The sequence below is a fragment of the Pelomonas margarita genome, from assembly GCF_043555875.1.
In the GTDB taxonomy this organism is placed as follows: Bacteria; Pseudomonadota; Gammaproteobacteria; order Burkholderiales; family Burkholderiaceae_C; genus Pelomonas; species Pelomonas margarita.
In genome coordinates, this window is sequence record NZ_JBIGHW010000001.1 from 762,518 (window position 1) to 785,154 (window position 22,637).

Consider the following 22,637-nt stretch of genomic DNA (forward strand, 5'->3'; position numbering starts at 1 on the left):
GCGCCGCAATAGAAGGGCGCGAGCCGAGGCACAATAGCGTTCTTTGGCGGCGGCCCTCTGCTGACCCGCGAAGCTGACCACTTTCCATGACCGTTGCCTCTCCGCCGCGCGAAGTATTCATCCAGGGTGTGACACTGGATGGACGTACCTTCCGCCCGAGCGACTGGGCCGAGCGCCTGGCCGGTGCGATGTCCAGTTTCCGCCCCGGCGGCGCCCGCATGGGCATCGGTGCCCACATCGGCTACTCGCCGTATTGCGTGCCTACCGTCATCAATGGCGTGAAGTGCGTCATCGTCAACGAAGAACTGCGGCGCCTGGAGCCCATGGCCTGGGACTTCGTCATGAACTTCGCCCGCGACAACAACCTGCAAGTGGCCGATGCCTGTCTGCTGCCTGACGGCAAGCCAGGGGCCTGACCCCCTGACCGGTGGGTGCTTAGCGACTCCCCCAGGCGACGCAAGCCGTTGCTGGGGCTAAGCTCACCGCGTGCCGATTCCCTCATGCCGATGATTTCCAGCCCTGCCTCCGATGGGCCCGCCGCGTTGCCGCGCGCAGGGGCTGCCGCCGCGTCGACCGTCTGGGTGCTGCTGCGCGGCATGTCGCGTGAAAGTGGCCATTGGGGCGACTTCCCCGAACACCTGCAACACGAGTTGCAGGCGCTGCGACAGGATGTGCGCGTGATCTCGCTGGACCTGCCGGGCACGGGCGCGTTGCGGCGCCAACCCAGCCCGACCCAGGTGTCGGCCATCGTCGACGCCTGCCGTGCTCAGTTGCAGCGCCACGGTATCGGGGCGCCGGTGTCGCTTTTGGGAATGTCGCTTGGTGCTGCGGTGCTGAGCGACTGGGCCAATCGCTATCCGGCCGAGGTGGATGCGGGGGTGTTGATCAACCCTAGCTTGCGGCCGTTCAGCGAGGTGTTCCGCAAATCGCGGCCGCTCAATTACCTGGGGCTGGCGCTGCTGTCGTTGAGTCGCTTCGGCGCGCGCATGCGGGAGGAGCGCGTGCTCAGCCTGACGACGCGTCTGACGCCGCCGCAGACGGTCATCGACCGTTGGCTGGAGCTGCAGCGCCAGCATCCGCTGGGCGTGCGCAATACGGTGCGTCAGTTGCTGGCCAGTACGCGCTACCGCGCCAGCCGCACACGGCCGGCGGCGCCCATGCTGTTGTTGTGCAGCAAGGCGGACGGCCTGGTGGATTGGCGTTGTTCGCAGGCAATCAGCCGGGCCTGGGGTGCGCCGCTGCGCATGCACACCCGGGCGGGGCATGACCTGCCGCTGGACGATCCGCTGTGGGTCGCGCGCGCCGTGGCCGACTGGATGCGTGATCGCAGCATCCAGGGTGTCGGCCCGGGCGAGTGGCACTAGGTGGTTGACCTCTCGCCCCGTCTCGCTGGCTGAGCGTGGCGAGACGGGGCGGTCGCCTGAGGGGCAACGGCGATGGTCATGGCATGGTGCCGCTCGCATATCGGCCGAGGGCCGGCTTGGGAGTGGCCCGGCGCTCGGCCCGCTAGATCAACAGCCAATGCAAAAGGCCCGCGGGGCGGGCCTCAAAGCAGAAAGCCCGCTTTCGCGGGCCTTCTGCATTGCACCAGAGCTGGATTGGTTATCAGGCGGCGAGCGCCTTGATCTTGGCGGACAGGCGGCTCTTGTGACGAGCAGCCTTGTTCTTGTGGAAGATGCCCTTGTCGGCGACAGAGTCGATGACTGCTTGGGCGGTCTTGAACAGGTCGGCGGCCTTGGACTTGTCGCCAGCCGTCACGGCCTTTTGCACGTTCTTGATGACCGTGCGGAATTTGGAACGCAGCGCGGTGTTCGCGGCGTTGAGCTTGACGTCCTGGCGGGCGCGCTTGCGGCCCGATGCCAGGCGAACCGTCTTCTTCTTGGCTTTGGAGCTGGTTGCCATGCTGTATCTATACCCAGTTGGTGCAAAGACAGCGAGTATAGCGCGGTTTCATTGTTAAAGCCAAGTGTCGGCGCGCAGTTTCGTCAGTTCTCGCGGCAGCGACACAGATAATCCCGCGCCATGAATCTGCTGCGCGCCGCGTCAACCATCTCCCTGCTGACCCTGGCGTCGCGCATTACTGGCCTCGCTCGCGAAACCATGGCGGCCGGCCTTTTTGGCGCCACGGCGATGATGGATGCCTACCTCGTCGCCTTCCGGATTCCCAACCTGCTGCGCCGGCTGTTTGCCGAGGGTGCGTTCTCCCAGGCCTTCGTGCCGCTGCTGGCGGCCACCAAGGCGGCCGAGGGGGAGGCGGCCACCCGCCGCCTGATCGACGCCGTCGCCACCGTGCTGTTGTGGGCGCTGGTGGCCACATCCGTCGTGGGCGTCGTCGCCGCGCCGGTGCTGGTCTGGCTGTTGGGATCGGGATTGCCCGGGCCGGCTTTCGACGCATCGGTCACCATGACGCGTTTCATGTTTCCCTACATCGCCTGCATGTCGATGGTGGCGCTGTCGGCGGGCATCCTGAACACTTGGCGGCGCTTTGTCGTGCCTGCGGCCACGCCGGTGCTGCTAAACCTCAGTGTCATCGCCACGGGCTGGGCGTTGGCCGGGCCATTGGAGCGGGCCGGCTATCCGGGCATCTATGCGATGGCCTTCGGCGTCATGCTGGGCGGCGTGCTGCAACTGCTGGTGCAGTGGCCGGCGTTGCGGGCCGCAGATGCGATGCCGCGCATGCGCCTGAGCTTGGCCGGCTTCAGGGAGTCTCGCGCCAATCCGGGTGTGGGCCGCGTCATCCGTGGCATGGGGCCGGCGTTGCTCGGCGTGGGCGTGTCGCAGCTGTCGCTGATGATCAACACGCAGATTTCCAGCCACCTGGCCGAGGGTGCGACCTCGTGGCTGAACTATGCGGACCGCCTAATGGAATTCCCCATCGGCCTGCTGGGCGTCGCGTTGGCCGCAGTTCTGACGCCGCAGCTGTCTGCGGCGCAGGCCTCGGGTGCTAGTGAGCGCTACAGCCGGCTGCTGGACTGGGGGCTGCGCATGGTCATGCTGCTGGCGCTGCCTTGCGCCGTGGCGCTGATCGTCTTCGCCGAACCGCTGACCGCCGTGCTGTACCACCGCAAGGCCTTCCGTCCGGAGGATGTCGTCCACACTGCGCAGGCGGTGATGGGCTGGGGCGTCGGCCTGATGGGGCTCATCGCCGTCAAGGTGCTCGCGCCGGGTTTCTATGCGCGGCAGGACACCGGCACGCCGGCCAAGATCGCCATCGCCGTGCTGGTGCTGACACAACTCTTCAACTTGGTTTTCGTGCCCTGGATCGGCGTCGCCGGCCTGGCGCTGTCCATCGGCCTGGGCGCGCTGGTCAATGCGGGCTGGCTGTTGTGGGGGTTGAGGAAGTTGGGCGGCTATCGACCTGAACCGGGCTGGGCGGGCTTCGGCCTGCGGGTAGTGTTGGGCTGTGTGGCCATGGGCTTGCTGCAGTGGCAACTGGCGACGCGGCTGGACTGGATCGCCCTCGGTGCGCGCGAGATCCAGCGTGGGGCCGTCATGGCGGGCTGCCTTTCTGCCAGTGCTGCGGTCTACTTCGCCGTGCTGCTGTTGGTAGGTCTGCGTCCCCGTGCGCTGGGGCGGCCGAGCTGAAGATGAAGTTCGCGGCGCCCACCCCGCTGGACTATTTCGCCGCGCTGGTGGCGGAAGACAAGAGCCTGAACCTGCTGGAGGCTGCCGTCAGCCTCGCGCAGGATGAGCACCCGACCCTGGACGTGCAGGCCGTGCTGGCCGAGGTGGATGCCCTGGCGCGCCGGCTGCGTGAGCGCCTGACGCCGCAGACCTCGCCGCCCGAGCGCCTTCGCCAGTTGACGCGCTTCTTTCACGGCGAGCTCGGCTTTGCCGGCAACCTGAACAACTACTACGCCGCCGACAACAGCTTCATCCACCGGGTGTTGCAGACGCGTCGCGGCATTCCCATCACGCTGGCCGTGCTGCTGCTGGAGTTGGGCGAGCAGGCCGGCCTGCGCATGGCGGGCGTGGCCTTCCCGGGGCATTTCCTCGTCAAGTGCCGCATCGGGCTGGGCGAGGTGGTGCTGGACCCTTTCACCGGCGACACCTTGTCGCCCTCCCGCCTGGAGGAGCGGCTGTCTCTCTACCGCCAGGACAGCGGCTTGCCGCAGGACATCGCGGTGCCGCTGGAGTTCTTTTTGCGTGCCGCGTCACCGAGGCAGATCCTTGCGCGCATGCTGCGCAACCTGAAGGAGGTGCATCGCGCGGCGGGGGACTGGGTGCGGCTGCTGGCTATTCAGCAGCGGCTGGTCGTGCTGCTGCCCGACGAAGCCGTGGAGCGGCGTGACCGCGGCCTGGTGCTGGAGGCGCTGGGCGCGCAGGCGTCCGCCGCAGAGGATCTGGATTTCTACCTCGCGCACTGCCCCAACGCGCCCGACGCTGCGAGCCTGCGCGCGCGACTGGCCGGCGCAGCCGGGCGGCGGCCTCCGGTTCAGTGACAATCCGCGCCCTCAAGTTTGCACCGTTGATGAGACAGCTGCCCCTCGCGCTGCTGGCGCCGCCTGCGCACAGCTTCGACAATTTCCTGACCGGCGCCAATGCCGAGGCACTGGCCTACCTGCTGGGCCTGCTGCCGGCGGATCCGCCCGTGTTGTTGTGGGGGCCTGCCGGCTCCGGCAAGACGCACCTGCTGCAGGCGCTGGCCGAGCGCTGGCAGGCTGCGGGCCAGCGCGTCGCCTGGTATGACGCTGATACCCCGCTGCCCTGGGAGCTCCCCGCGCACGAGAGCCTGCTGTTGCTGGACGACTGCCAGCGCTTCGATGCCGGCCAGCAGCATGCGGCGTTTGCGCTGTTCGTGCAGTCGGCAGGGCAGGGCTACACCGTCGTCGCGACGGCCGACGCGCCGGCTGTCGACCTGGCTGTGCGCGAAGACCTGCGCACCCGCCTCGGCTGGGGGCCCAGCTTCCAGCTGACGCCGCTCGGCGAGGCCGAGATGCGCGCCGTGCTCAGGCGCGAGGCCGACCGCCGCGGGTTGCTGCTCGGCGACGAGGTGCTGGGCTACCTGCTGACCCGCTTCGAGCGCAACCTCAAGGGCTTGATGGCACTGCTAGAGCGGCTGGACGAGTTCGCGCTGGCCAACAAGCGCGCGCTGACCGTGCCGCTGCTCAAGGCCATGCTGGCCGACGAAAAAATCGACTCTGATCCCATTTTATGAATCTCACCTTGTTCGATCTCGACGGGACGCTGATCCCGGTGGATTCCGACCATTCCTTCGGCGCCTTCATGGTCGAAGTGGGGTGGGCGGACGGCGCGGCCTGGGGAGCGCGCAATGACGAGTTCTTCGCGCAGTACAACGCCGGCACGCTGGACTTGCCGGCCTATGTCGAGTTCGCCACGTCGGCGTGGCGCCATCGGCCCCTGGAAGAGGCGCTGGCGATGCGCGAGCGCTTCATGACCGAGATCGGTGAGCCGGCGCTTCGCCCCGAGGCGCGGGCGCTCGTCGAGCAGCACCGCGCGGCCGGCGATCTGATCGCACTGGTCACCGCCACCAACGAGTTTGTCACCGCGCCGTTCGCCCGGGCTTTCGGCATCGAGCACTTGATCGCCGTGCAGCTCGAGCGCGACGAGCAGGGCCGCTACACCGGCGCCATCCGTGGCGTGCCGAGCTTTCGAGACGGCAAGATCGAGCGCGTGCAGAGCTGGCTCCAGGGCCTGGGGGCACAATGGCGTGATTTCGAGCGCGTGACCTTCTACAGCGACTCGACCAACGACCTTCCCCTGCTCGAACGTGTCAGCCACCCTGTGGCGACCAATCCCAGTGCGACGCTCGCCCGGATCGCCGGCGAGCGCGGCTGGCCCCAGCTGCAACTCTTCGCATGATCAAGAAGTTCATTGACAAGCTGCTCGGCAAGCCCGCAGCGGCCGCCGGCAAGACCAGCCCGCTGGGCAAGCGGGTGGAAATCCCGTCCGACGTCCATGGCATCGACCCCGAGCTGCTCGACGAGCGCGCGGTCAAGGTCGTCAAGATGCTGACGGATGCCGGCTTCGAGGCCTACATCGTCGGCGGTGCCGTGCGCGATCTGCTGCTGGGGGTGCGTCCCAAGGACTTCGACGTCGCCACCAATGCGACGCCCGAGCAAGTCAAGGGCCTGTTCCGCCGCGCCTTCATCATCGGCCGGCGCTTTCGCATCGTCCATGTCGTGTACGGCCGCGGGCGCGAGCATGAGGTCATCGAAGTCTCCACCTTCCGCGCGCTGCCGACCGAGTCCGATGCCGTCGAGGGCAACGAGAAGACGTCCAAGCGCGAGCTCGAGGGCAAGTCCCACGCTGTGGACGCCAGTGGCCGCGTGCTGCGCGACAACGTCTGGGGCCCGCAGGTCGAAGATGCTGCCCGCCGCGACTTCACGGTCAACGCGATGTACTACGACCCGCAGCGCCGCCTCGTCGTGGACTACCACGGCGGCCTGGCCGATGCCCGTGCCAAGCTGCTGCGCATGATCGGCGACCCCGAGGCCCGCTACCGCGAGGACCCCGTGCGCATCGTGCGCGCCGTGCGTTTTGCGGCCAAGCTGGGCTTCACGCTGGAGCCCAAGACGCTGGCGCCGGTGAAGCAGTCCATCGCCCTGCTGCGCAACGTGCCGGCATCGCGCCTCTTCGACGAGATGATCAAGCTGCTGCAGACCGGCCATTCGCTGGCCAGCCTGGTGCAGCTCAAGAAGCTCGGTCTCGTGGGGCAGGGCGCGGGCGGCGTGTTTGCCGTGCTGGATGCCATGCTCACTGACGGCGGCGATCTGCCCGACGGTGTGCGGGGCAAGTTCGTCCGCCAGGCCTTCGAGGACACCGACCGGCGCGTGCAAGATGGTCGTGGCGTCAGCCCCAGCTTCATGCTGGCCTGCATGTTGTGGCATGAGGTGCTGGACCGCTGGACCAAGATTCGCAATGGCGGCGAGCCGCCCGTGCCGGCGCTGGCTCAAGCCATTGACGCCGTGTTCGACGCCCGCATCGGAGACATCTCCGGGCGCGGCAAGCTGGCGGCGGACATGCGCGAGATCTGGATGATGCAGACGCGTTTCGAACGCCGCAGCGGCTCGGGCGTGTTCGGCCTCGTCGAGCAGCCGCGCTACCGGGCCGGCTTTGACTTCCTGCGTCTGCGCGCTGATGCCGGCGAGATCGATCCTGCCCTGGCCGACTGGTGGGAAGACTTCGCGCTGGGCAGCGATGACGACCGCCAGGCATTGCTGGCCGATGCCCGCGCATCGCAGCAACGCCAACCGCGCGCCGTGCGTGCGCCGCGCGCCGAGACCGCCGACGCGGCCGACCCGGCCGACGCTGCGGACGACGCCGATGCCGGGGATGCCGGTGAGTCGGTGTCCGATGCGCCCGCCAAGAAGCGCCGCCGTCGCCGCCGCAAGCCCGCCGGGGGCGGCGAGGGCGCGGCCGCCGAGTGAGCTCGCGCGCCTACGTCGGGCTGGGGGCCAACCTGGGTGCCGACCTGGCGCAGACGCTGGCTGAGGCGGCCCGGCGCCTGGCGGTGCTGCCTGGCACCCGGGTGGTGGCCCTGTCCAGCGCCTGGCGCAGCGCGCCGGTGGAGGCCCACGGGCCCGACTTCCTGAATGCCGTTGCGGCGTTGGACACCGAGCTCGCGCCGCTGCCGCTGCTGGACGCGCTGCAGGCCATCGAGCTGGCCCATGGCCGCGAGAGGCCCTACCGCAACGCGCCGCGCACGCTGGACCTGGACTTGCTGCTTTACGACGCGCAGGTGCTAGACACGCCGCGGCTGACCCTGCCTCATCCACGGCTGGGCGAGCGTGCCTTCGTGCTGCGGCCATTGCTGGAGATTGCGCCCGAGCTGGCCACGCTGGCGATGGGCGACGGCTGGCAGGCCCAGCGCATCGAGCGGCTGGCGCCGCTGTCCCTCTGACCTGGAGTTCCAGCTGATGTTCTCGACCCTTGCCGGCTGGCAGACCGTGGGCCTGCTGCTGCTGTCCAACGTTTTCATGACGTTCGCCTGGTATGGCCACCTGAAGGGCCTGGCCACCAAGCCGTGGTTCGTCGCGGCGCTGATCAGCTGGGGCATTGCGCTGTTCGAGTACCTGCTGCAGGTACCCGCCAACCGCATCGGCCACGGCGCCGGTTTTTCGCTGGCGCAGCTCAAGATCACGCAGGAAGTGATCACGCTGGCGGTGTTCGTGCCCTTCAGTGTGTACTACATGGGCGAGCCGCTGAAGCTGGACTTTCTGTGGGCTGGGCTGTGCCTGCTAGGGGCGGTCTACTTCATTTTTCGATCGGCGTGATGACGGTTTCATGACGTTGCCCGCTAGACTGCGCGGCTTCCGAAAATTCGAGGTTGGCCATGTTCTTTGGCAAGTTGCTGCCCCGTGAGGGCAATTTTTTTGAACTCTTCAACGAGCATGGCGCGTTCATCGCTGCGGGAGCGCGCGCCTTCCAGAAGATGATCGAGAACTACACCGACACCGCGCTGCGCCAGCAGTACGCGGATGAGGTGGACAAGGCCGAACATGCGGCTGACCGCGTCACGGCCGAGGTGAACCGGCTGCTGCACCGCACCTTCATCACGCCTATCGACCGTGAGCAGATCCATGGCCTGATCAATGCGATGGACGACATCCTGGACCTGCTGCAGGACTCGTCGGAAACGCTGTCGCTGTACGACGTGCGGGCCGTGCCGGAACAGGTGCTGCAGCTGGCCACGCTGTCGGTGCGTTGCTGCGAGCGTGTGCAGCATGCCGTCACACTGCTGCCGCACCTGAGCCAGCCCGCCACGACCGAGGCGGCCATCAAGACCTGCGAGGAGATCGACCGCCTCGAGTCCGATGCCGACCGCGTCATGCGTGAGGCGATGTCGCGCCTGTTCCGCGAGGAGCCAGACGTGCGTGAGCTCATCAAGCTCAAGGCCATCTACGAACAGCTGGAGTCCATCTCCGACCGCTGCGAGGACGTCGCCAACCTCATCGAGGGCATCGTCCTCGAGAACTCCTGATCGGGGCCTCGCATGGCATCCGCTGAGATCGCCTTCTGGGTGGTGGCCCTGCTCGTCGTGCTGGCGCTGCTGTTCGACTTCATGAACGGCTTCCACGACGCGGCCAACTCCATCGCCACCGTCGTCTCCACCGGCGTGCTGAAGCCGCAGCAGGCCGTGCTGTTTGCCGCCTTCTTCAATGTCATCGCCGTTGCGTTCTTCCAGCTCAAGGTGGCGGCCACCATCGGCAAGGGCATCGTCGAGCCGGGCATCGTGGACCACCATGTCGTCTTCGGCGCGCTGATCGGGGCCATCGCCTGGAATACCATCACCTGGTGGTGGGGCATCCCGTCGAGCTCGTCGCATGCGCTGATCGGCGGCATCGTCGGCGCCGTGGTGGCCAAGGCCGGCCCGGACGCACTGGTGGGCACGGGCATCTGGAAGACCGTGGCCTTCATCATCGTGTCGCCGACGCTGGGCTTCCTGTTGGGCTCGTTGCTGATGGTCGTTGTTGCGTGGGTGTGCCGGGGCAAGTCACCGCTGCGCATCGACGCCTGGTTTCGCCGCCTGCAGCTGGTGTCGGCCGGGCTGTACAGCCTGGGCCACGGCGGCAACGATGCGCAGAAGACCATCGGCCTGATCTGGATGCTGCTGATCGCGGCCGGCATGGTGGCGGTGGGCGACAAGTCGCCGCCGGCCTGGGTGATCTGGGCCTGCTACATCGCCATCGGCATGGGCACCATGTTCGGCGGCTGGCGCATCGTCAAGACCATGGGCCAGCGCATCACCAAGCTGAAGCCGGTCGGCGGCTTCTGCGCCGAGACCGGCGGTGCGATCACCTTGTTCCTGGCCACGGCCATGGGCGTGCCGGTCTCCACCACGCACACCATCACTGGCGCCATCGTTGGCGTGGGCTCCGTGCAGCGCGCGTCGTCCGTGCGCTGGGGAGTTGCTGGCAGCATCGTCTGGGCATGGATCTTCACGATCCCTGCCGCCGCGCTGATGGCGGCGATCTGCTACTGGGTCAGCTTCTTCCTCTACTGATCGACCTGGGCCTCGAAGTAGCGCTGGGCGCTGAAGGCGATGGTCGCCATCAGTGTCGTGCCGCCGATGAACAGGCACAGCACGACGCCGATCACGGCCGGCCAGCCTCCCGCGCTGGCTGGCTGGCCCTCGTTGAAGCGTGCGTTCCAGCGCTCGTCCGGGGTGAGGCCGTAGACGATGCCGCCCAGCAGAGCGGCCACGAGGCTGACGCCCAGCAGCGGGATCAGCAGCCAGGCCGTGCGGTCGTCCTGGCCGAAGGCGCTCATGCGCTGCAGGCCTGCCAGGCCCAGCAGGGTGGGCAGCGGGAACAGCCAGCCCCAGCGATCCTTCAGGCCGTGCAGGTAGAAGCGGTGCAGGCCGAACACGCCCACCAGCAGCGCCAGCCATGTGGCGACGGCCTTGTGCTTGACGCCGCCGCTCATTCGGCAGCCGTGGCGTCGCCCACGCCCAGCGCGCGCTGCATCAGCACGACGTCCAGCCAGCGGCCGAACTTCCAGCCGGCGCTCTTCAGTACGCCGGTGTGCTGGAAGCCCAGGGCCGTGTGCACGCCGATGGAGCCGGCATTGGCCGCATCGCCGATGACGGCCAGCATCTGGCGTGCGCCCGCAGCCTCGCAGCGGGCGATCAGTTCCGCCAGCAGCAGCCGCCCCACGCCCTGGCCCTGGGCGCCCGGGGCGAGGTAGATGGAGTCCTCGACACAGAAGCGATAGGCCAGGCGAGGGCGGAAGTAGTTGGCGTAGGCGTAGCCGAGGATCTCGCCATCGCGCTCGGCCACCAGCCAGGGCAATTGGCGGCTCAGCACCTCGGCGCGGCGCCGGCCCATCTCCTCGACAGCCGGCACCTCGGTCTCGAAGGTGCCGGTGCCTTCCAGCACGGCTTGGGCATAGATGGCCTGGATGGCGGGCAGGTCGACGTCGGTGCTGGGACGCAGGGTCAGGGGCGAGGTGAAGGAGACTTGTGGCATGGCTGCTTGGGAACGAATGCAATCGAGTTTATAATGCGCGGTTTTGGCGACGGTCGCAGCTCGATCAAACGGATTGCGGCGTATCTACGGAGCCTCCCCTGGCAGGGGTTTTCTGCCTTTTTCGACTTGCTCGCCCTGAGTGTCTCCTCGTGCGGTAGTCGCCCAATTTTTAGGAAACATCATGGTTGTCATTCGTCTGGCTCGCGGCGGTTCCAAGAAGCGCCCCTTCTACAACATCGTCGTCGCCAACAGCGCCCAGCGCCGTGACGGCCGCTTCATCGAGCGCGTCGGCTTCTACAACCCCATCGCCGCTGGCGCCGCTGAAAAGCTGCGCGTGGCGCAGGACCGCGTCAGCTACTGGATCGGTGTCGGCGCCCAGCTGTCGCCCACCGTGGCTCGCCTGGTTGACGACGCCAAGAAGGCGGCCGTCGCTGCCGCCTAAGCAGGCGTGGCAGGCAACAAGCCTCAGCAAGACGGCGCCTCGGCGCCGTTTTTTGCTTCTGCGGCCTCCTGGCCCGACGACCTCGTGCCGGTGGGCCGCATCCTGGATGCCTGGGGCATCAAGGGCGGTCTGAAGGTGCAGGCCTACTCGACCGACGCCGACGCGCTGTTCAGCGCCAAGCGCTGGTACCTCAAGTCAACCGGCCCCAAGCCTGCGCAGCTGCAGCTGGCCGTGCGCGCGGTGCGCGAGCAGGGGGAGGGCATCGTCGCGACCGCGGAGAGCGTGGACGATCGCAACGCCGCAGAGGCGCTGCGCGGCCATGAGATCTACATTCCCCGCAGCGACTTTCCGCGTACGCCGGACGGCGAGTACTACTGGATCGACCTGATCGGGCTGGACGTCGTCAATCGCGAGTCGCAGGCTTTGGGCCGCGTCATCGGTCTCATCGACACCGGCCCGCATGCCGTGCTGCGCATCCTCCCGCCCGGCGTGGAAGAGCCGGCCAAGCCGGACCAGGAGCGCCTGATCCCGTTCGTCGGTGCCTTCATCGATGACGTGAGCCTGGAGGCCAAGCGCATCACGGTCGACTGGGGTCTGGATTTCTGAGTTCATGCGCTTCGATGTCCTGACGATCTTTCCGGAGCTATTCGCGCCGCACCTGACGCATGGCGTCACGCGGCGGGCCTTCGAGAGCCGCCAGGTCGACGTGCGCTTCTGGCCGCTGCGCGACTTCGCCGACGACAACTACCGCCGTGTTGATGACCGCCCTTATGGCGGTGGCCCCGGCATGGTCATGCTGGTGGAGCCGCTGGAGCGTGCATTGGCCGCCGCCACGGCCGACCGAGGTGAGGCGGCGCCAGCTGTCATCCACTTCACGCCCACCGGCCGGCGCATCGACCAACCGCTCGTGCAGGAGCTGGCCGCCGGCCCTGGCGCCATCCTGCTGTGCGGGCGCTACGAAGGCATCGACCAGCGCGTGCTGGACCGCCACGTGACGCTGGAACTGAGTCTGGGCGACTTCGTGCTGTCCGGCGGCGAGCTGCCCGCGCTGGCGCTGCTGGATGCTGTCGCGCGGCTGCAGGACGGCGTGCTGGGCGATGCGCAGTCGCACCAGCAGGACAGCTTCTCCGACGGCCTGCTGGACTGCCCGCACTACAGCCGCCCCGAGGTGCTGGCCGACGGCCGCGAGGTGCCGGCGGTGCTGATGTCCGGCCACCACGCCGACATCCGGCGCTGGCGCCGCGAGCGCTCGCTGGCGCTGACGGCGGCGCGGCGGCCCGAACTGATCGTCGCAGCTCGTGCGGCCGGTCGGCTCAGCAAGGCCGACGAGGCCTTCCTGGCCAAGCTCTAGGCAAAACCCGCAAGCCGCGCTACACTAGCAGGCTGTCCGATCCTCTGGCGGGTCGAGTGGTGCAGGTGAAAGCCGGTGCTGCAAACATCCCGATAAATAGCGGTCCGCCAAGATCCCAGGAGTACAGATGAACCTGATCCAAACCCTCGAGCAAGAAGAAATTGCTCGCCTGAACAAGACCATCCCGGCCTTCGCCCCCGGCGACACCGTGATCGTCAGCGTGAACGTCGTTGAAGGCACCCGCAAGCGCGTGCAGGCTTACGAAGGCGTCGTGATTGCCAAGCGCAACCGCGGCCTGAACAGCAGCTTCATCGTTCGCAAGATCTCCAGCGGCGAAGGCGTGGAGCGTACGTTCCAGCTGTACAGCCCGCTGATCGCGTCGATCGAAGTCAAGCGCCGCGGTGACGTCCGCCGCGCCAAGCTGTACTACCTCCGCCAGCGTTCGGGCAAGTCGGCGCGTATCAAGGAAAAGCTGGCCTAATCCGCCGGTTCCTCACCGCCAAAGCCGCCTGGAGCTACGCTCTCGGCGGCTTTTGTTTTTCCGCTGCATGACCCGACCCACCATCACCCAGCCGCAGCTCGTGCCGGTCACGAGCATCGACAGTCATCTGCCGGTCTTGCCGCCTGACGCGCTCACCGCCGACGCCCTGCGCGCCCGCCTGGCAGCGCAGGTGTCGTGGACGCCCGAGTTCGCCGGCGACGGCGGCCGCTTTGCCGACCGTGAGCCGGCTGGCGCGGCCGTGCTGGTGCCGCTGGTGCAGCGCGACGAGGGCCTCACACTGCTGCTGACCCGCCGCACCGACCACCTGCGTGACCACGCCGGCCAGATCAGCTTCCCCGGCGGCCGCGTCGAGCCCGAGGACGACGGCCCCATCGCCACGGCGTTGCGCGAGACCGAGGAGGAGATCGGTCTGTCGCGCGAGCGCATCCGCGTCATCGGCCAGTTGCCGGTGTACTCGACGGTGACGGCCTTTCAGGTCACGCCCGTCGTGGCGCTGGTCGAACCCGGCTTCACGCTGGCGCTGGACGACTTCGAGGTGGCCGAGGCCTTCGAGGTGCCGCTGGCCTTTCTGATGAACCCGGCCCACCATCGCCATCACCGCTTCGATTTCGGCGGCGTGGAGCGGCGCTTCCTGTCCATGCCCTGGCAGGGCCCGGAGCGCGAGTACTTCATCTGGGGCGCGACGGCCGCGATGTTGCGCAACCTCTACCGACTGCTCGCAACGGCCTGAGGAGCCCCTCGGCGCCACTATCATCCCGGCCCATGAATTTCTTCGCGGTGCTGTTGGCCCTGCTCTGTGAGCAACTCAAGCCCCTGAGGCATGGCAACCGCGTGCATCAGTCCGTCATCGGCTGGGTGCGCTGGACGGGCCGCAATTTCGACGCGGGTGGCGAACACCATGCCGTGATCGTCTGGACCATCACGGTGCTGGTGCCAGGCCTGTTGCTGACGCTGATGTATTGGGGCCTGCGCCACTTCAGCCTGCTGCTCGCGCTGGCGCTGAACGTGCTGGTGCTCTACCTGACGCTGGGCTTCCGCCAGTTCAGCCACTACTTCACCGACATCCGCGATGCGCTGGAGCGTGGCGACGACCTGACCGCCCGCCAACTGCTTGCCGACTGGCGCCACCTGGATGCCAGCGAGCTGCCGCGCACGGAGCTGATCCGCCACGTCATCGAGCACTCGCTGCTGGCCGCTCATCGCCACGTGTTCGGGGTGTTCTTCTGGTTCATCGTCTTTTCCACGCTGGGCCTGGGGCCGGCAGGGGCGCTGATCTACCGCATGGCGGAGTTCGCCAGCCGCTACTGGGCCTTCAAGAGCCGCACGCTGGACGCACCCGCCAACCCGCGCCTGCTGGCGCTGTCGCGCCAGGCCTTCATGGTCATCGACCACGTGCCTGCGCGGCTGACTGCAGCGGGCTTCGCCATCGTGGGCAACTTCGAGGAGGCGGTGAACGCGTGGCGGCGTGATGCCAGCCTGTGGATGCATGCCAACGAAGGCATCATCCTCGCGTCCGCCGCGGGCGCCGTGGGCTTGCAACTGGGCGGTGCGGCGGCACCCGGCATCACGCCGGACCGCAGCCGCACCTTCGATGCCGGCTCGGAGCCCTCGGCCACCGGCGCCGCCGGTTCCACGGCCGGCATGCCGCCGCAGCTCGCCCACCTGCAGAGCGTGGTCGGCCTGGTGTGGCGGTCCGTTGTGCTGTGGATGCTGTTGCTGGCTTTGTTGACGCTGGCCAATCTCGTCGGTTGAGGCGCGTCGTCGCCCCCATCGCGGCGCCGGCCGTCGCGACATCTCATTGCAGGCCTCTCATGATCCTTCCTGAACTGCCCGCGCTGGCAGACGCCGGGCTGTCTGCCCACGTGCAGCACACCATCGACCACAAGACCAAGCCGCTGGGGGCGCTGGGCCGCATCGAGTCGCTGGCCCTGCAGCTGGCGCTGATCCAGGGTGTTGAGCGACCGCAGCTGCGTACGCCGCAGCTGGTGGTCTACGCAGCCGACCACGGCCTGTCGCGCCGCGATGTGTCGGCCTATCCGCGCGAGGTCACGCCGCAGATGGTGGCCAACATGTTGGCCGGTGGTGCCGCCGTGTCGGTGCTGGCGCGTCAGCAGGGGCTGACGTTGACGATCGCCGACTGCGGTGTCGACGCCCCGCGGGCCGACGGCGCGCTGGACCTGCGTATCGCCGCCGGTACGGCCGACGCCAGTGCCGGCCCGGCCATGTCTATCGCGCAGGCCCAGCAGGCCTTGCGCAACGGCCTGGCCCTCGTCGAGCGCCTGCCGGGCAACGCACTGCTGCTGGGCGAGATGGGCATCGGGAACACCTCGTCGGCCAGCCTGCTGATGCAACGGCTGACCGGCCTGCCGCTGGCCGATTGCGTGGGCCGGGGCACGGGCTTGGACGATGCTGGCCTGGTGCGCAAGCGGGCGGTGCTGCAGCAGGCTCTGACCGTCAACGCGAGTGCACAGGCGCCGCTGGAGATCGCGGCGGCGCTGGGCGGGTTCGAGATCGTCACGATGGCCGGCAGCGTCATCGCCGCCGCCGCGCAGCGCCGCGTCGTCCTGGTAGACGGCTTCATCACGACGGCCGCTGTGGCCGTGGCCGAGGCGCTGTGCCCCGGGGTGCTCCCGGCCTGTGTGTTCGCGCACCGCTCGGCAGAAGGCCCGCATGCGCGCTGGCTGCAGCAACTGGGCGTGCAGGCTCTGCTGGATCTGGACCTGCGCCTGGGCGAGGGCAGCGGCGCTGCGCTGGCCTGGCCGCTGCTGACGGCGGCCTGTGCGCTGCTGGCCGACATGGCCAGCTTCGACAGTGCCGGCGTCAGCAACAAGGACTGAGCGTGCGGCTGTTCCTCGTTGCGCTGCAGTTCCTGACGCGGCTTCCGGTGCGGCTGCATCGCTTCGAGCCGGCCTGGCTGAACGACTGTGTGCGGCATTTCCCGCTGGTGGGCATGATGGTGGGCGCGGTCGGTGCGGCCGTGCTGGCGGGCGCTGCGCAGCTCTGGCCGGCCTGGGTGGCCGCGGTGCTGGCGTTGGCAGCCACCGTCGCGCTGACGGGTGGCTTCCACGAGGACGGCCTGGCCGACACCTTGGACGCGCTGGGCGGCGTCGTCAGCCGCGACAAGGCACTGGCCATCATGAAGGACTCACGCATCGGCAGCTACGGTGCGCTGGCGTTGGGCCTGAGCCTGCTGCTGCGCGCCGCGCTGCTGGCGGTGCTCGCGACACGGCCGCTGCTGGGCGCCGTGGCCGCGCTGCTGGCCAGCCACGCGCTGGCGCGCATGGCGGCGGTGGGCGTGATGGCCAGCCTGCCGTACGGCGGCGACGCCGACCATGCCAAGGCGAAGCCACTCGCGCTGGCTGTCGCGCCGCGCAGCGTGGCCATCGCGCTGGCCTGGTGCGGCCTGTTGCTGGCCGGGCTGACGGCGGCCGGCGTGCCGGCGTCACGGCTGCTGCTGGCCGGGGCAGCTGCGGCCGTCGTGGCGGCGCTGATGCACCAGTGGCTCAAGCGCCGCCTGGGCGGCTACACCGGCGACGGCTTGGGCGCAACCGAGCAGCTGGCCGAGATGGCGGTGCTGCTGGCCTTCACGGCCTCGCTCTGATGCTGGCCTTCACGATCTGGCGCCACCCCCGGCCGCGCGGCGCCGAGGGGCGCTGCATCGGCCGGCGCACCGACCTGCCGGTGGACCCGCGCAAGGCCAAGCGGCTGGCGCACCGCATCCGCGCTCATGCGCGTCGGCACGCGCTGCCGCGCGAGGTCGTCACATCGCCGCTGGCCCGTGCGGCCGATGTGGGGCACTGGCTGAAGCGCTGGGGCTTTGTCTGGCACGTCGATTCCGCGCTGGCCGAGTTGGACTTCGGCCTCTGGGACGGCCAGCCCTGGCACGCCTTCGCAGCTGGCGAGTTCGACCGCTGGATGAACGACTTCTGCGGCTTCGATTTCGACGGCGGTGAGTCGCTGACGGCGCTGCTGGCCCGCACGGCCGCCTGGTCTCCACGCTGCGCGCTGGCCGTGGGCCATGGTGGCTGGATCACCGCCAGGTACTGGCGGGGCGGGGCGACGCCGACACCGTCGAGCTGGCCGCCACCGCCCGGCTACAGCCGGCCTACTTCTTCAGCACCGTCTGCTGCATGAACAGCACCGTGGCATAGAACTGGAAGTCCTGGTTCTCCTTCTTCTGGAAACCATGGCCTTCGTTCTCCGCGCGCAGGTACCAAACCGGCGTGCCGCCTTCGCGCACCTTGGCGACGATCTGCTCGGCCTCGGTGTAGGGCACGCGCGGGTCGTTCTTGCCCTGGATGACGAACAGCGGCTTTTTGATCCTGGCCGCGTTGGTCAGCGGCGAGATCTTCTCCAGGTGGGCCCGCATCGCCGGGTCGCGCTCGTCGCCGTACTCGACGCGGCGCAGGTCGCGGCGGTAGCTCTCCGTGTTGTTCAGAAAGGTCACGAAGTGCGAGATGCCCACCACGTCGATCGCACCAGCGATGCGGTCGGCGTAGTTCGTCGACACGGCCAGCGTCATGTAGCCGCCGTAGCTGCCACCGGTGACGAGCACGCGCGATGCGTCCAGGTCCGGCTGCGTGGCAATCCAGTCCAGCAGCGCGCCGATGTCCTTCACCGAGTCCTCGCGTTTGAAGCCGTTGTCCATCGCCAGGAAGCTCTTGCCGTAGCCGGTGGAACCGCGCACATTGGGCTGGATCAGCGCAATGCCCAGTTCCTGCGTGAAGTAGGCGTTGCGGCCGATGAAGCCCATCTGCGCCTGCGACTCGGGACCGCCGTGGATGGAGATCAGCACCGGGCGCTTGCCTGTGAACTTCTTTGGCGGCGGCGTCAGCAGGCCGGAGATGGTCGTGCCGTCGAAGCTCTTCCAGCGCACGATCTTCTGCTCGGTGAACGTCGACGTGTCCACGCCGGCCGGCGCGTACGCCTTCGTCCACTGCTGCACACGGCCTTCAGCGTCCAGCGAGTAGATCTGGCCCGGCCCCTGGGCGTTGCTGACCGAGAAGGCCAGGTCGGCGCGTGCACGGTGGTAGGACGCCGTGCCGATATTGCCGGCCGGCAGCGTCGCGGGCGCGGCGCTCTCCTTGCCAGTGGCGGCGTCAAAGAAGCGCAGCTCGTCGCGGCCGTCCACGTTGAACTGTGCGGCCAGCTTGCTGCGGTCGGCGGTCAGGCTGACGCCGTTGAGATCCCAGGGAATGTGGCCGCTGACGCGGGTGATGCGGCCCGGCGCGGCGCCCGCCATGTCCAGCTTCATCAGCTCGCGGAACTCGCCGGCGCGGTCGCTGGCGATCCACAGAGCGGCCCCGTCGGCCGACCAGCCTACCGGCGCGTACGTGGCCTTGGATTCCTGGCTGCCCACGGCCGGCAGCAGCTGCCGCAGCGCGCCGGAGGCGATGTCCAGCAGCCAGATCTGCGACTCGTTGGCCGACAGATAGCGCGACACCAGCACACTGCGCTCATCCGGCGACGGCCGGCTGGCGGACCAGCCGCCGCCGTCCAGCTCGGCCAGCTTGCGCCGGCCCTCGGGCTTCAGCGGGTCCAGCAGCCACAGGGTGGTGGTGATCTTGCTGCGCGTGCCGCCCTGGGCCGTGCGGTCGATGGGCACGGACGAATGGATGAGTTGGCCGCTGTGCCGCAGCCAGCCGTTCATCGCGTGGCGCTCGTCGGGGTTGGTCAGCAGTTGCGGCTGGGCGCCTGGCTGCGTCAGGCTCAGGCGGTACAGCTGGCCCACCTCGTTGCCGCCGCTGGCGCGCTCGAACACGATGTACTCACCGGTGCGCGGCTCGTACGTGGCCTGCGTGACCGGCTCGGCGCTGTCGGTCAGCTGCTGCGGTGTGGCCATGGGGCCGTTGAGGCGGAACAGCTGCGCCGTGTTGGCGCCCGCCTTGCGGTGGGCCACCAACATCTCGAGGCGCTGGGGATGCCAGTCGACGAAGGCATGGCCGCGGAAGTCGTTGTAGCGGCCGACCGCGTCGGCCAGGCTCTGGGGCACGGGCGGGATGCCTTGCGCCACGAGGTTGGCGTTCGGCGTGACGACGGCCGTGGGCGCAGGCGTCGGGGTGGACGCGCAGGCGGCGAGCAGGGCGGTGGCCAGCACGCACAGGTGGAGTCGGAGGTGGGTCATGGCAGAGGCTTGCAATGAGCAATGGGCGCTCGGGGCGCCCATTCTCGCGGGGTGCGGGCTAGTGACTAACCCGCTGTGCGCTTCGTCATTCCGTCTGCTGGATGCCGGCGATCAGCCAGCCCTCGCCGGACTGCACCAAGTGCCAGATCTCGTCGAAGTTGCCGGCCGCCTGCTCGCTCTCTTCGCGGATCAGGCCCCAGAAGCGCACCGACACGATCTGCTGGCCATTCTCGGTCGCGACGTCCACGACGCTGGCATCCAGCTGCATCACGTCCGTGCGCTGCGTGCGGCCGGCACGCTCCAGCAGCTCCTGCTGGATGCTCGCGTACATCTGCGGCGTGGTGAAGCGGCGCAGGTCGGCCTGGTCACCGGCATCGTTGGCGGCCTGCAGGCGGATGAACACCTGCTTGGCGATCTTCTCGAAGCCAGTAGCGTCGAAGTCGGCCGGCACGGCGCTCGCGCTGGCTGCGCCCACCTGTGCGGCGCTTTGCGGCTGCCAGGCCGATGGCTGCGGCTGCGCAGGCATCTCGGGCTGCATGCGGAAGTTCGCGCCCGGCATGCCGGCACCGGCGCCAGCGCCTGCCAGTTGCGCCTTGGGCTTGGCGAAACGGCGAACCAGGAAGCCGATGACGACGGCGGCCACGAGGCCCAGCAACAGCATGGTCATCAGGCTGGCGAGCTCGTCACCGAACCCGAAATGGCTGGCCAGCGCGGCCAGGCCCAGGCCGGCGGCCAGGCCGGCCAGCGGGCCCATCCACGAGCGCTTGGGCGCAGCCGCAGGTGTGGCTGGCGTGGCTGCCGCCTGCTTGGCCGGCGCGGCCTGCTGCGGTGCGGCGGGTTGCTGGGCCGGCGGCGTGTTGGGGGTGGTCTGCGTGGGCACGCTGCGCTTCATGCCGCCGCCGCTCAGGCGCTTGGCCTCAGCGTCCTGGACGGGCAGGGCAACGGTCAGCACGGCGGCAAGGCTGACGGCAAGGATGCGGTTCAAGGCAGGTCTCCAGAGGTGATGTGGACGCACAAAAGGTGCGCGCGCAGGTGCGGATTTTCAAGCTTCCCGGATGTCGGATACGACAGTTTTTCCGAAGTCTGGCCGCACGAGAAAGCGAACGATAGCGGCGGCCGTGTCGGCAGCCGTCTGCAGTTGGCCGCCATCCTTCAGGCCCTGGAAGCGTGGCTGCTCGGGGAAGCGGGCCGGGTCGGCGCCGCGTAGCTGCACCTGCATGTCGGTGTCGATGACGCCCGGCGCCAGTGACACGACGCCGACGTCCGGTTCCTCCAGTGCCAGTGCGCGGCTGAGGTGGTCCAGCCCGGCCTTGACGGCGCAGTAGCTCGCGCTGCCGGCCATGGCGCGCCTGCCCAGGCCGGATGAGATGTTCAGGATGCGTCGTTGCGGCACGCCGACCGTGCCGGCCAGGAAGGCGCGGCACAGCAGCGTCGGCGCCTCCAGGCCGACGCGTAGCGCGGCGCACAGCTCGTCCAGGTCGGTGGCGGCCAGCGGCCCGGGCGGGCTAAGCAGCGCCGCGTTGTTGATCAGCGTGGCGCTGGCCCAGCCGGTGTGCGCTGCCAGCCAGTCCTGCAGGCGCCGGGCCGCGGGCAGCGGGTCGGCGAGATCCAGCGACCACTGTTCAGCAGGCAGATCGGTCGTGCACTGGCGGGCGATGCCGATGACGGTGGCCTCGCGCCCGGCCAGCGCGTTCACGAGCGCTGCGCCGAGACCGCGCGAGCTTCCGGTGACGATGTAGAGGTGCATTCAGAACTCCGGAGGGCAGAGGAAGTGGTGGCCGGCGATGCGCAGCTCGCTGGCATGCAGCAGCAGTCGCGGCGCAGCAACGGCGATGTCGGGCGCGGCGTACAGCGCATCGCCCAGGATGGCGTGGCCCAGCGTGGCCATGTGAACGCGCAGTTGGTGGCTGCGGCCGGTCAGGGGTTCGAGCCGTACGCGCGTCGTGCAGGCGTCGTGGCCCAGCGCGCGCCAGCGCGTCTGCGACGGCTTGCCGCTCGCATGGTCCACCTGCTGGCGTGGCCGGTTGGGCCAGTCTGCGGCCAGCGGCAGGTCGATGAGGCCGTCGCCGTCAAGCTGGCCAGCAACGATGGCGACATACACCTTGTCCGCGCGCCGCTGGGCGAAGTCCGCGCTCAGCTCGCGCTGCGCCTGCGTGCCGCGGGCGAACAGCAGCAGGCCGGACGTGGCCTGATCCAGCCGGTGCACGATGAGCGCGTCGGGGTAGAGCGCCTGCACGCGGGCGCTGGCGCAATCGGGCTCAGTGCGACCAGGCACGCTGAGCAGGCCGGCGGGCTTGTCGATGACGACCAGGCGGTCGTCGACATGGACGATGCGCATCAACGCGAGGAGACCACGATGCCGGCGGCGATCAGCAGGAACGCCACGCCGTGGTACCAGGCCGGCCACTGCCCCAGCGCGGCGGCCGAGATGACGGCGGCGAACAGCGGCGTCAGGTTGACGAAGAAGCCCGCCAGCGCGGGGCCTGCCTCGGCCACGCCCAGGCCCCAGCAGCGGTAGGCGATCAGCGACGGGCCGACGGCCACGTAGGCCAGCACGGCGATAAGCGTCGGGCTCCAGTGGATGGCCGCAGGCGCCACCGCCTGCTCCACACCGGCCGAGACAGCAGAGAACACGACGCCGAACATCAGCTGCGCCATCAGCGACTCGGCCCAGTTCCAGGAGGGCCGCTCGCCCGGCCGCAGGCCCGCTGAGGGGCGGGCCAGCATCCATGAGTAGACGGCCCAGCTGAAGATGGCCACCAGCATCAGCAGGTCGCCCGGCACGAAGTGCACGGCCAGCAGCGCGGCGGGTTCGCCGCGGGCGATGACGAGCGCCACGCCAAGCAGCGACAGCCCCGCGCCGGCCAGTTGCCGCGGCGTGGGCCGCACGCCATAGAACACGGCGCCCACGCCCAGCATCCACACCGGCAGGCTGGCGGTGATGAGCGTCACGTTCAGCGGCGACGAGGTGTGCAGCGCCAGGTATTGCAGCGCGTTGTAGCAACCCATGCCCAGCAGGCCCAGCCAGGCCAGGCTGCGCCAGCGTTTCAGGGCCTCGCCGGGGCGGCGCAGCAGCGGCCAGGCCAGCGGCGCCAGCAGCAGCAGAGCCAGCCCCCAGCGCAGCGCGTTCAGCGTCATCGGCGGGATGTCGTCGCGCACCAGCCGGCCCACCACGGCGTTGCCGGCCCACAGCAGCGGCGGCAGCGTCAGCAGCAGGGCAAGGCGTGGGGTCAGCGTCATCGGCGAAGGCACGGCGTGCAAAGGGCTGGCACGATAGCCGACCTCGC

The 22,637-nt window shown here is 68.9% G+C and carries 28 protein-coding genes; 20 read left to right on the forward strand and 8 right to left on the reverse strand.

Going from position 1 to position 22,637, the window contains the following annotated elements; genetic code table 11:
• Positions 1 to 86 precede the first annotated feature (86 nt).
• Both ACG0Z3_RS03355 and ACG0Z3_RS03360 read left to right on the forward strand, forming a co-directional pair.
• Positions 87 to 416, forward strand: a complete 330-nt coding sequence (locus ACG0Z3_RS03355) for a DUF3579 domain-containing protein (protein ID WP_268166119.1) — start codon at positions 87 to 89, stop codon at positions 414 to 416.
• 165 nt (positions 417 to 581) lie between these two features.
• Positions 582 to 1,364, forward strand: coding sequence for an alpha/beta fold hydrolase (locus tag ACG0Z3_RS03360; protein WP_394395256.1), 783 nt, complete (start codon positions 582 to 584; stop codon positions 1,362 to 1,364).
• A 241-nt stretch (positions 1,365 to 1,605) separates the two neighbouring features.
• On the opposite strand, the gene rpsT is transcribed toward ACG0Z3_RS03360, so the two are convergent.
• Positions 1,606 to 1,902, reverse strand: a complete 297-nt coding sequence (gene rpsT, locus ACG0Z3_RS03365) for a 30S ribosomal protein S20 (protein WP_268152380.1) — start codon at positions 1,900 to 1,902, stop codon at positions 1,606 to 1,608.
• Positions 1,903 to 2,022: 120 nt separating this feature from the next.
• Here rpsT and murJ point away from each other — a divergent pair, with 120 nt between their 5' ends.
• Genes murJ through ACG0Z3_RS03410 form a run of 9 tightly spaced genes read left to right on the forward strand, consistent with a single transcriptional unit; the run spans position 2,023 to position 9,967 of the window.
• On the forward strand, positions 2,023 to 3,585 hold the full coding sequence (gene murJ, locus ACG0Z3_RS03370; protein WP_394395259.1) for a murein biosynthesis integral membrane protein MurJ: 1,563 nt from the start codon (positions 2,023 to 2,025) through the stop codon (positions 3,583 to 3,585).
• 2 nt (positions 3,586 to 3,587) lie between these two features.
• The gene (locus ACG0Z3_RS03375; RefSeq protein ID WP_394395262.1) at positions 3,588 to 4,442 is read left to right on the forward strand and encodes a SirB1 family protein; all 855 of its coding nucleotides are present in this window, start codon (positions 3,588 to 3,590) and stop codon (positions 4,440 to 4,442) included.
• A 29-nt stretch (positions 4,443 to 4,471) separates the two neighbouring features.
• The gene (gene hda, locus ACG0Z3_RS03380) at positions 4,472 to 5,158 is read left to right on the forward strand and encodes a DnaA regulatory inactivator Hda (RefSeq protein WP_394395264.1); all 687 of its coding nucleotides are present in this window, start codon (positions 4,472 to 4,474) and stop codon (positions 5,156 to 5,158) included.
• The gene (locus ACG0Z3_RS03385) at positions 5,155 to 5,823 is read left to right on the forward strand and encodes a histidinol-phosphatase (protein WP_394395267.1); all 669 of its coding nucleotides are present in this window, start codon (positions 5,155 to 5,157) and stop codon (positions 5,821 to 5,823) included. The genes hda and ACG0Z3_RS03385 overlap by 4 nt, the downstream gene beginning before the upstream one ends.
• Positions 5,820 to 7,391 (forward strand): polynucleotide adenylyltransferase PcnB, encoded by a 1,572-nt coding sequence (gene pcnB / locus ACG0Z3_RS03390; RefSeq protein WP_394395269.1) that lies wholly within the window; start codon positions 5,820 to 5,822, stop codon positions 7,389 to 7,391. The genes ACG0Z3_RS03385 and pcnB overlap by 4 nt, the downstream gene beginning before the upstream one ends.
• Entirely contained in the window at positions 7,388 to 7,864 is a 477-nt protein-coding gene (gene folK / locus ACG0Z3_RS03395) for a 2-amino-4-hydroxy-6-hydroxymethyldihydropteridine diphosphokinase (RefSeq protein WP_394395272.1), read from the forward strand. Before pcnB ends, folK begins: the two co-directional genes overlap by 4 nt.
• Before the next feature lie 16 nt (positions 7,865 to 7,880).
• Positions 7,881 to 8,237, forward strand: a complete 357-nt coding sequence (locus ACG0Z3_RS03400; protein ID WP_394395273.1) for a DMT family protein — start codon at positions 7,881 to 7,883, stop codon at positions 8,235 to 8,237.
• A 59-nt stretch (positions 8,238 to 8,296) separates the two neighbouring features.
• The gene (locus ACG0Z3_RS03405; RefSeq protein ID WP_394395275.1) at positions 8,297 to 8,944 is read left to right on the forward strand and encodes a DUF47 domain-containing protein; all 648 of its coding nucleotides are present in this window, start codon (positions 8,297 to 8,299) and stop codon (positions 8,942 to 8,944) included.
• 12 nt (positions 8,945 to 8,956) lie between these two features.
• The gene (locus ACG0Z3_RS03410) at positions 8,957 to 9,967 is read left to right on the forward strand and encodes an inorganic phosphate transporter (protein WP_394395277.1); all 1,011 of its coding nucleotides are present in this window, start codon (positions 8,957 to 8,959) and stop codon (positions 9,965 to 9,967) included.
• Here ACG0Z3_RS03410 and ACG0Z3_RS03415 read toward each other — a convergent pair.
• Both ACG0Z3_RS03415 and ACG0Z3_RS03420 read right to left on the reverse strand, forming a co-directional pair.
• Positions 9,961 to 10,389: an NINE protein gene (locus ACG0Z3_RS03415; RefSeq protein WP_394395279.1), complete on the reverse strand. Its 429-nt coding sequence runs from the start codon at positions 10,387 to 10,389 to the stop codon at positions 9,961 to 9,963. The genes ACG0Z3_RS03410 and ACG0Z3_RS03415 overlap by 7 nt on opposite strands.
• A complete protein-coding gene (locus ACG0Z3_RS03420; protein WP_394395281.1) occupies positions 10,386 to 10,931 on the reverse strand; it encodes a GNAT family N-acetyltransferase in 546 nt (181 codons plus the stop codon). The genes ACG0Z3_RS03415 and ACG0Z3_RS03420 overlap by 4 nt, the downstream gene beginning before the upstream one ends.
• A gap of 181 nt (positions 10,932 to 11,112) precedes the next feature.
• Here ACG0Z3_RS03420 and rpsP point away from each other — a divergent pair, with 181 nt between their 5' ends.
• The 9 genes from rpsP (at position 11,113) to ACG0Z3_RS03465 (ending at position 17,360) form a co-directional block, all read left to right on the forward strand.
• The gene (rpsP, locus tag ACG0Z3_RS03425) at positions 11,113 to 11,373 is read left to right on the forward strand and encodes a 30S ribosomal protein S16 (RefSeq protein WP_394395282.1); all 261 of its coding nucleotides are present in this window, start codon (positions 11,113 to 11,115) and stop codon (positions 11,371 to 11,373) included.
• Between the two features lie 6 nt (positions 11,374 to 11,379).
• Positions 11,380 to 11,979: a ribosome maturation factor RimM gene (rimM, locus tag ACG0Z3_RS03430; RefSeq protein ID WP_394395284.1), complete on the forward strand. Its 600-nt coding sequence runs from the start codon at positions 11,380 to 11,382 to the stop codon at positions 11,977 to 11,979.
• A gap of 4 nt (positions 11,980 to 11,983) precedes the next feature.
• Positions 11,984 to 12,724: a tRNA (guanosine(37)-N1)-methyltransferase TrmD gene (trmD, locus tag ACG0Z3_RS03435; RefSeq protein ID WP_394395286.1), complete on the forward strand. Its 741-nt coding sequence runs from the start codon at positions 11,984 to 11,986 to the stop codon at positions 12,722 to 12,724.
• Between the two features lie 127 nt (positions 12,725 to 12,851).
• Positions 12,852 to 13,205: a 50S ribosomal protein L19 gene (rplS, locus tag ACG0Z3_RS03440; RefSeq protein WP_133604921.1), complete on the forward strand. Its 354-nt coding sequence runs from the start codon at positions 12,852 to 12,854 to the stop codon at positions 13,203 to 13,205.
• Positions 13,206 to 13,272: 67 nt separating this feature from the next.
• Positions 13,273 to 13,956 (forward strand): CoA pyrophosphatase, encoded by a 684-nt coding sequence (locus tag ACG0Z3_RS03445; RefSeq protein ID WP_394395289.1) that lies wholly within the window; start codon positions 13,273 to 13,275, stop codon positions 13,954 to 13,956.
• A 32-nt stretch (positions 13,957 to 13,988) separates the two neighbouring features.
• Positions 13,989 to 14,978 (forward strand): CobD/CbiB family protein, encoded by a 990-nt coding sequence (locus tag ACG0Z3_RS03450; RefSeq protein ID WP_394395291.1) that lies wholly within the window; start codon positions 13,989 to 13,991, stop codon positions 14,976 to 14,978.
• A 59-nt stretch (positions 14,979 to 15,037) separates the two neighbouring features.
• Entirely contained in the window at positions 15,038 to 16,063 is a 1,026-nt protein-coding gene (cobT, locus tag ACG0Z3_RS03455; protein WP_394395293.1) for a nicotinate-nucleotide--dimethylbenzimidazole phosphoribosyltransferase, read from the forward strand.
• Positions 16,064 to 16,065: 2 nt separating this feature from the next.
• Positions 16,066 to 16,827 carry an adenosylcobinamide-GDP ribazoletransferase gene (gene cobS / locus ACG0Z3_RS03460; protein ID WP_394395295.1) on the forward strand — a complete coding sequence of 254 codons (762 nt, stop codon included), beginning with the start codon at positions 16,066 to 16,068 and terminating at the stop codon, positions 16,825 to 16,827.
• Positions 16,827 to 17,360, forward strand: coding sequence for a histidine phosphatase family protein (locus tag ACG0Z3_RS03465; RefSeq protein WP_394395296.1), 534 nt, complete (start codon positions 16,827 to 16,829; stop codon positions 17,358 to 17,360). The genes cobS and ACG0Z3_RS03465 overlap by 1 nt, the downstream gene beginning before the upstream one ends.
• On the opposite strand, the gene ACG0Z3_RS03470 is transcribed toward ACG0Z3_RS03465, so the two are convergent.
• The 5 genes from ACG0Z3_RS03470 to ACG0Z3_RS03490 form a co-directional block, all read right to left on the reverse strand.
• Positions 17,332 to 19,350: a S9 family peptidase gene (locus ACG0Z3_RS03470; RefSeq protein WP_394395299.1), complete on the reverse strand. Its 2,019-nt coding sequence runs from the start codon at positions 19,348 to 19,350 to the stop codon at positions 17,332 to 17,334. The two genes, ACG0Z3_RS03465 and ACG0Z3_RS03470, sit on opposite strands and share 29 nt — an antisense overlap.
• A gap of 85 nt (positions 19,351 to 19,435) precedes the next feature.
• Positions 19,436 to 20,335 (reverse strand): Tim44 domain-containing protein, encoded by a 900-nt coding sequence (locus ACG0Z3_RS03475; protein ID WP_394395302.1) that lies wholly within the window; start codon positions 20,333 to 20,335, stop codon positions 19,436 to 19,438.
• 57 nt (positions 20,336 to 20,392) lie between these two features.
• Entirely contained in the window at positions 20,393 to 21,097 is a 705-nt protein-coding gene (locus ACG0Z3_RS03480) for an SDR family NAD(P)-dependent oxidoreductase (protein WP_394395304.1), read from the reverse strand.
• Complete coding sequence (locus ACG0Z3_RS03485) at positions 21,098 to 21,688, reverse strand: pseudouridine synthase (RefSeq protein ID WP_394395306.1); 591 nt, start codon at positions 21,686 to 21,688, stop codon at positions 21,098 to 21,100.
• Positions 21,688 to 22,590: a DMT family transporter gene (locus ACG0Z3_RS03490; protein WP_394395308.1), complete on the reverse strand. Its 903-nt coding sequence runs from the start codon at positions 22,588 to 22,590 to the stop codon at positions 21,688 to 21,690. The genes ACG0Z3_RS03485 and ACG0Z3_RS03490 overlap by 1 nt, the downstream gene beginning before the upstream one ends.
• Positions 22,591 to 22,637 lie beyond the last annotated feature (47 nt).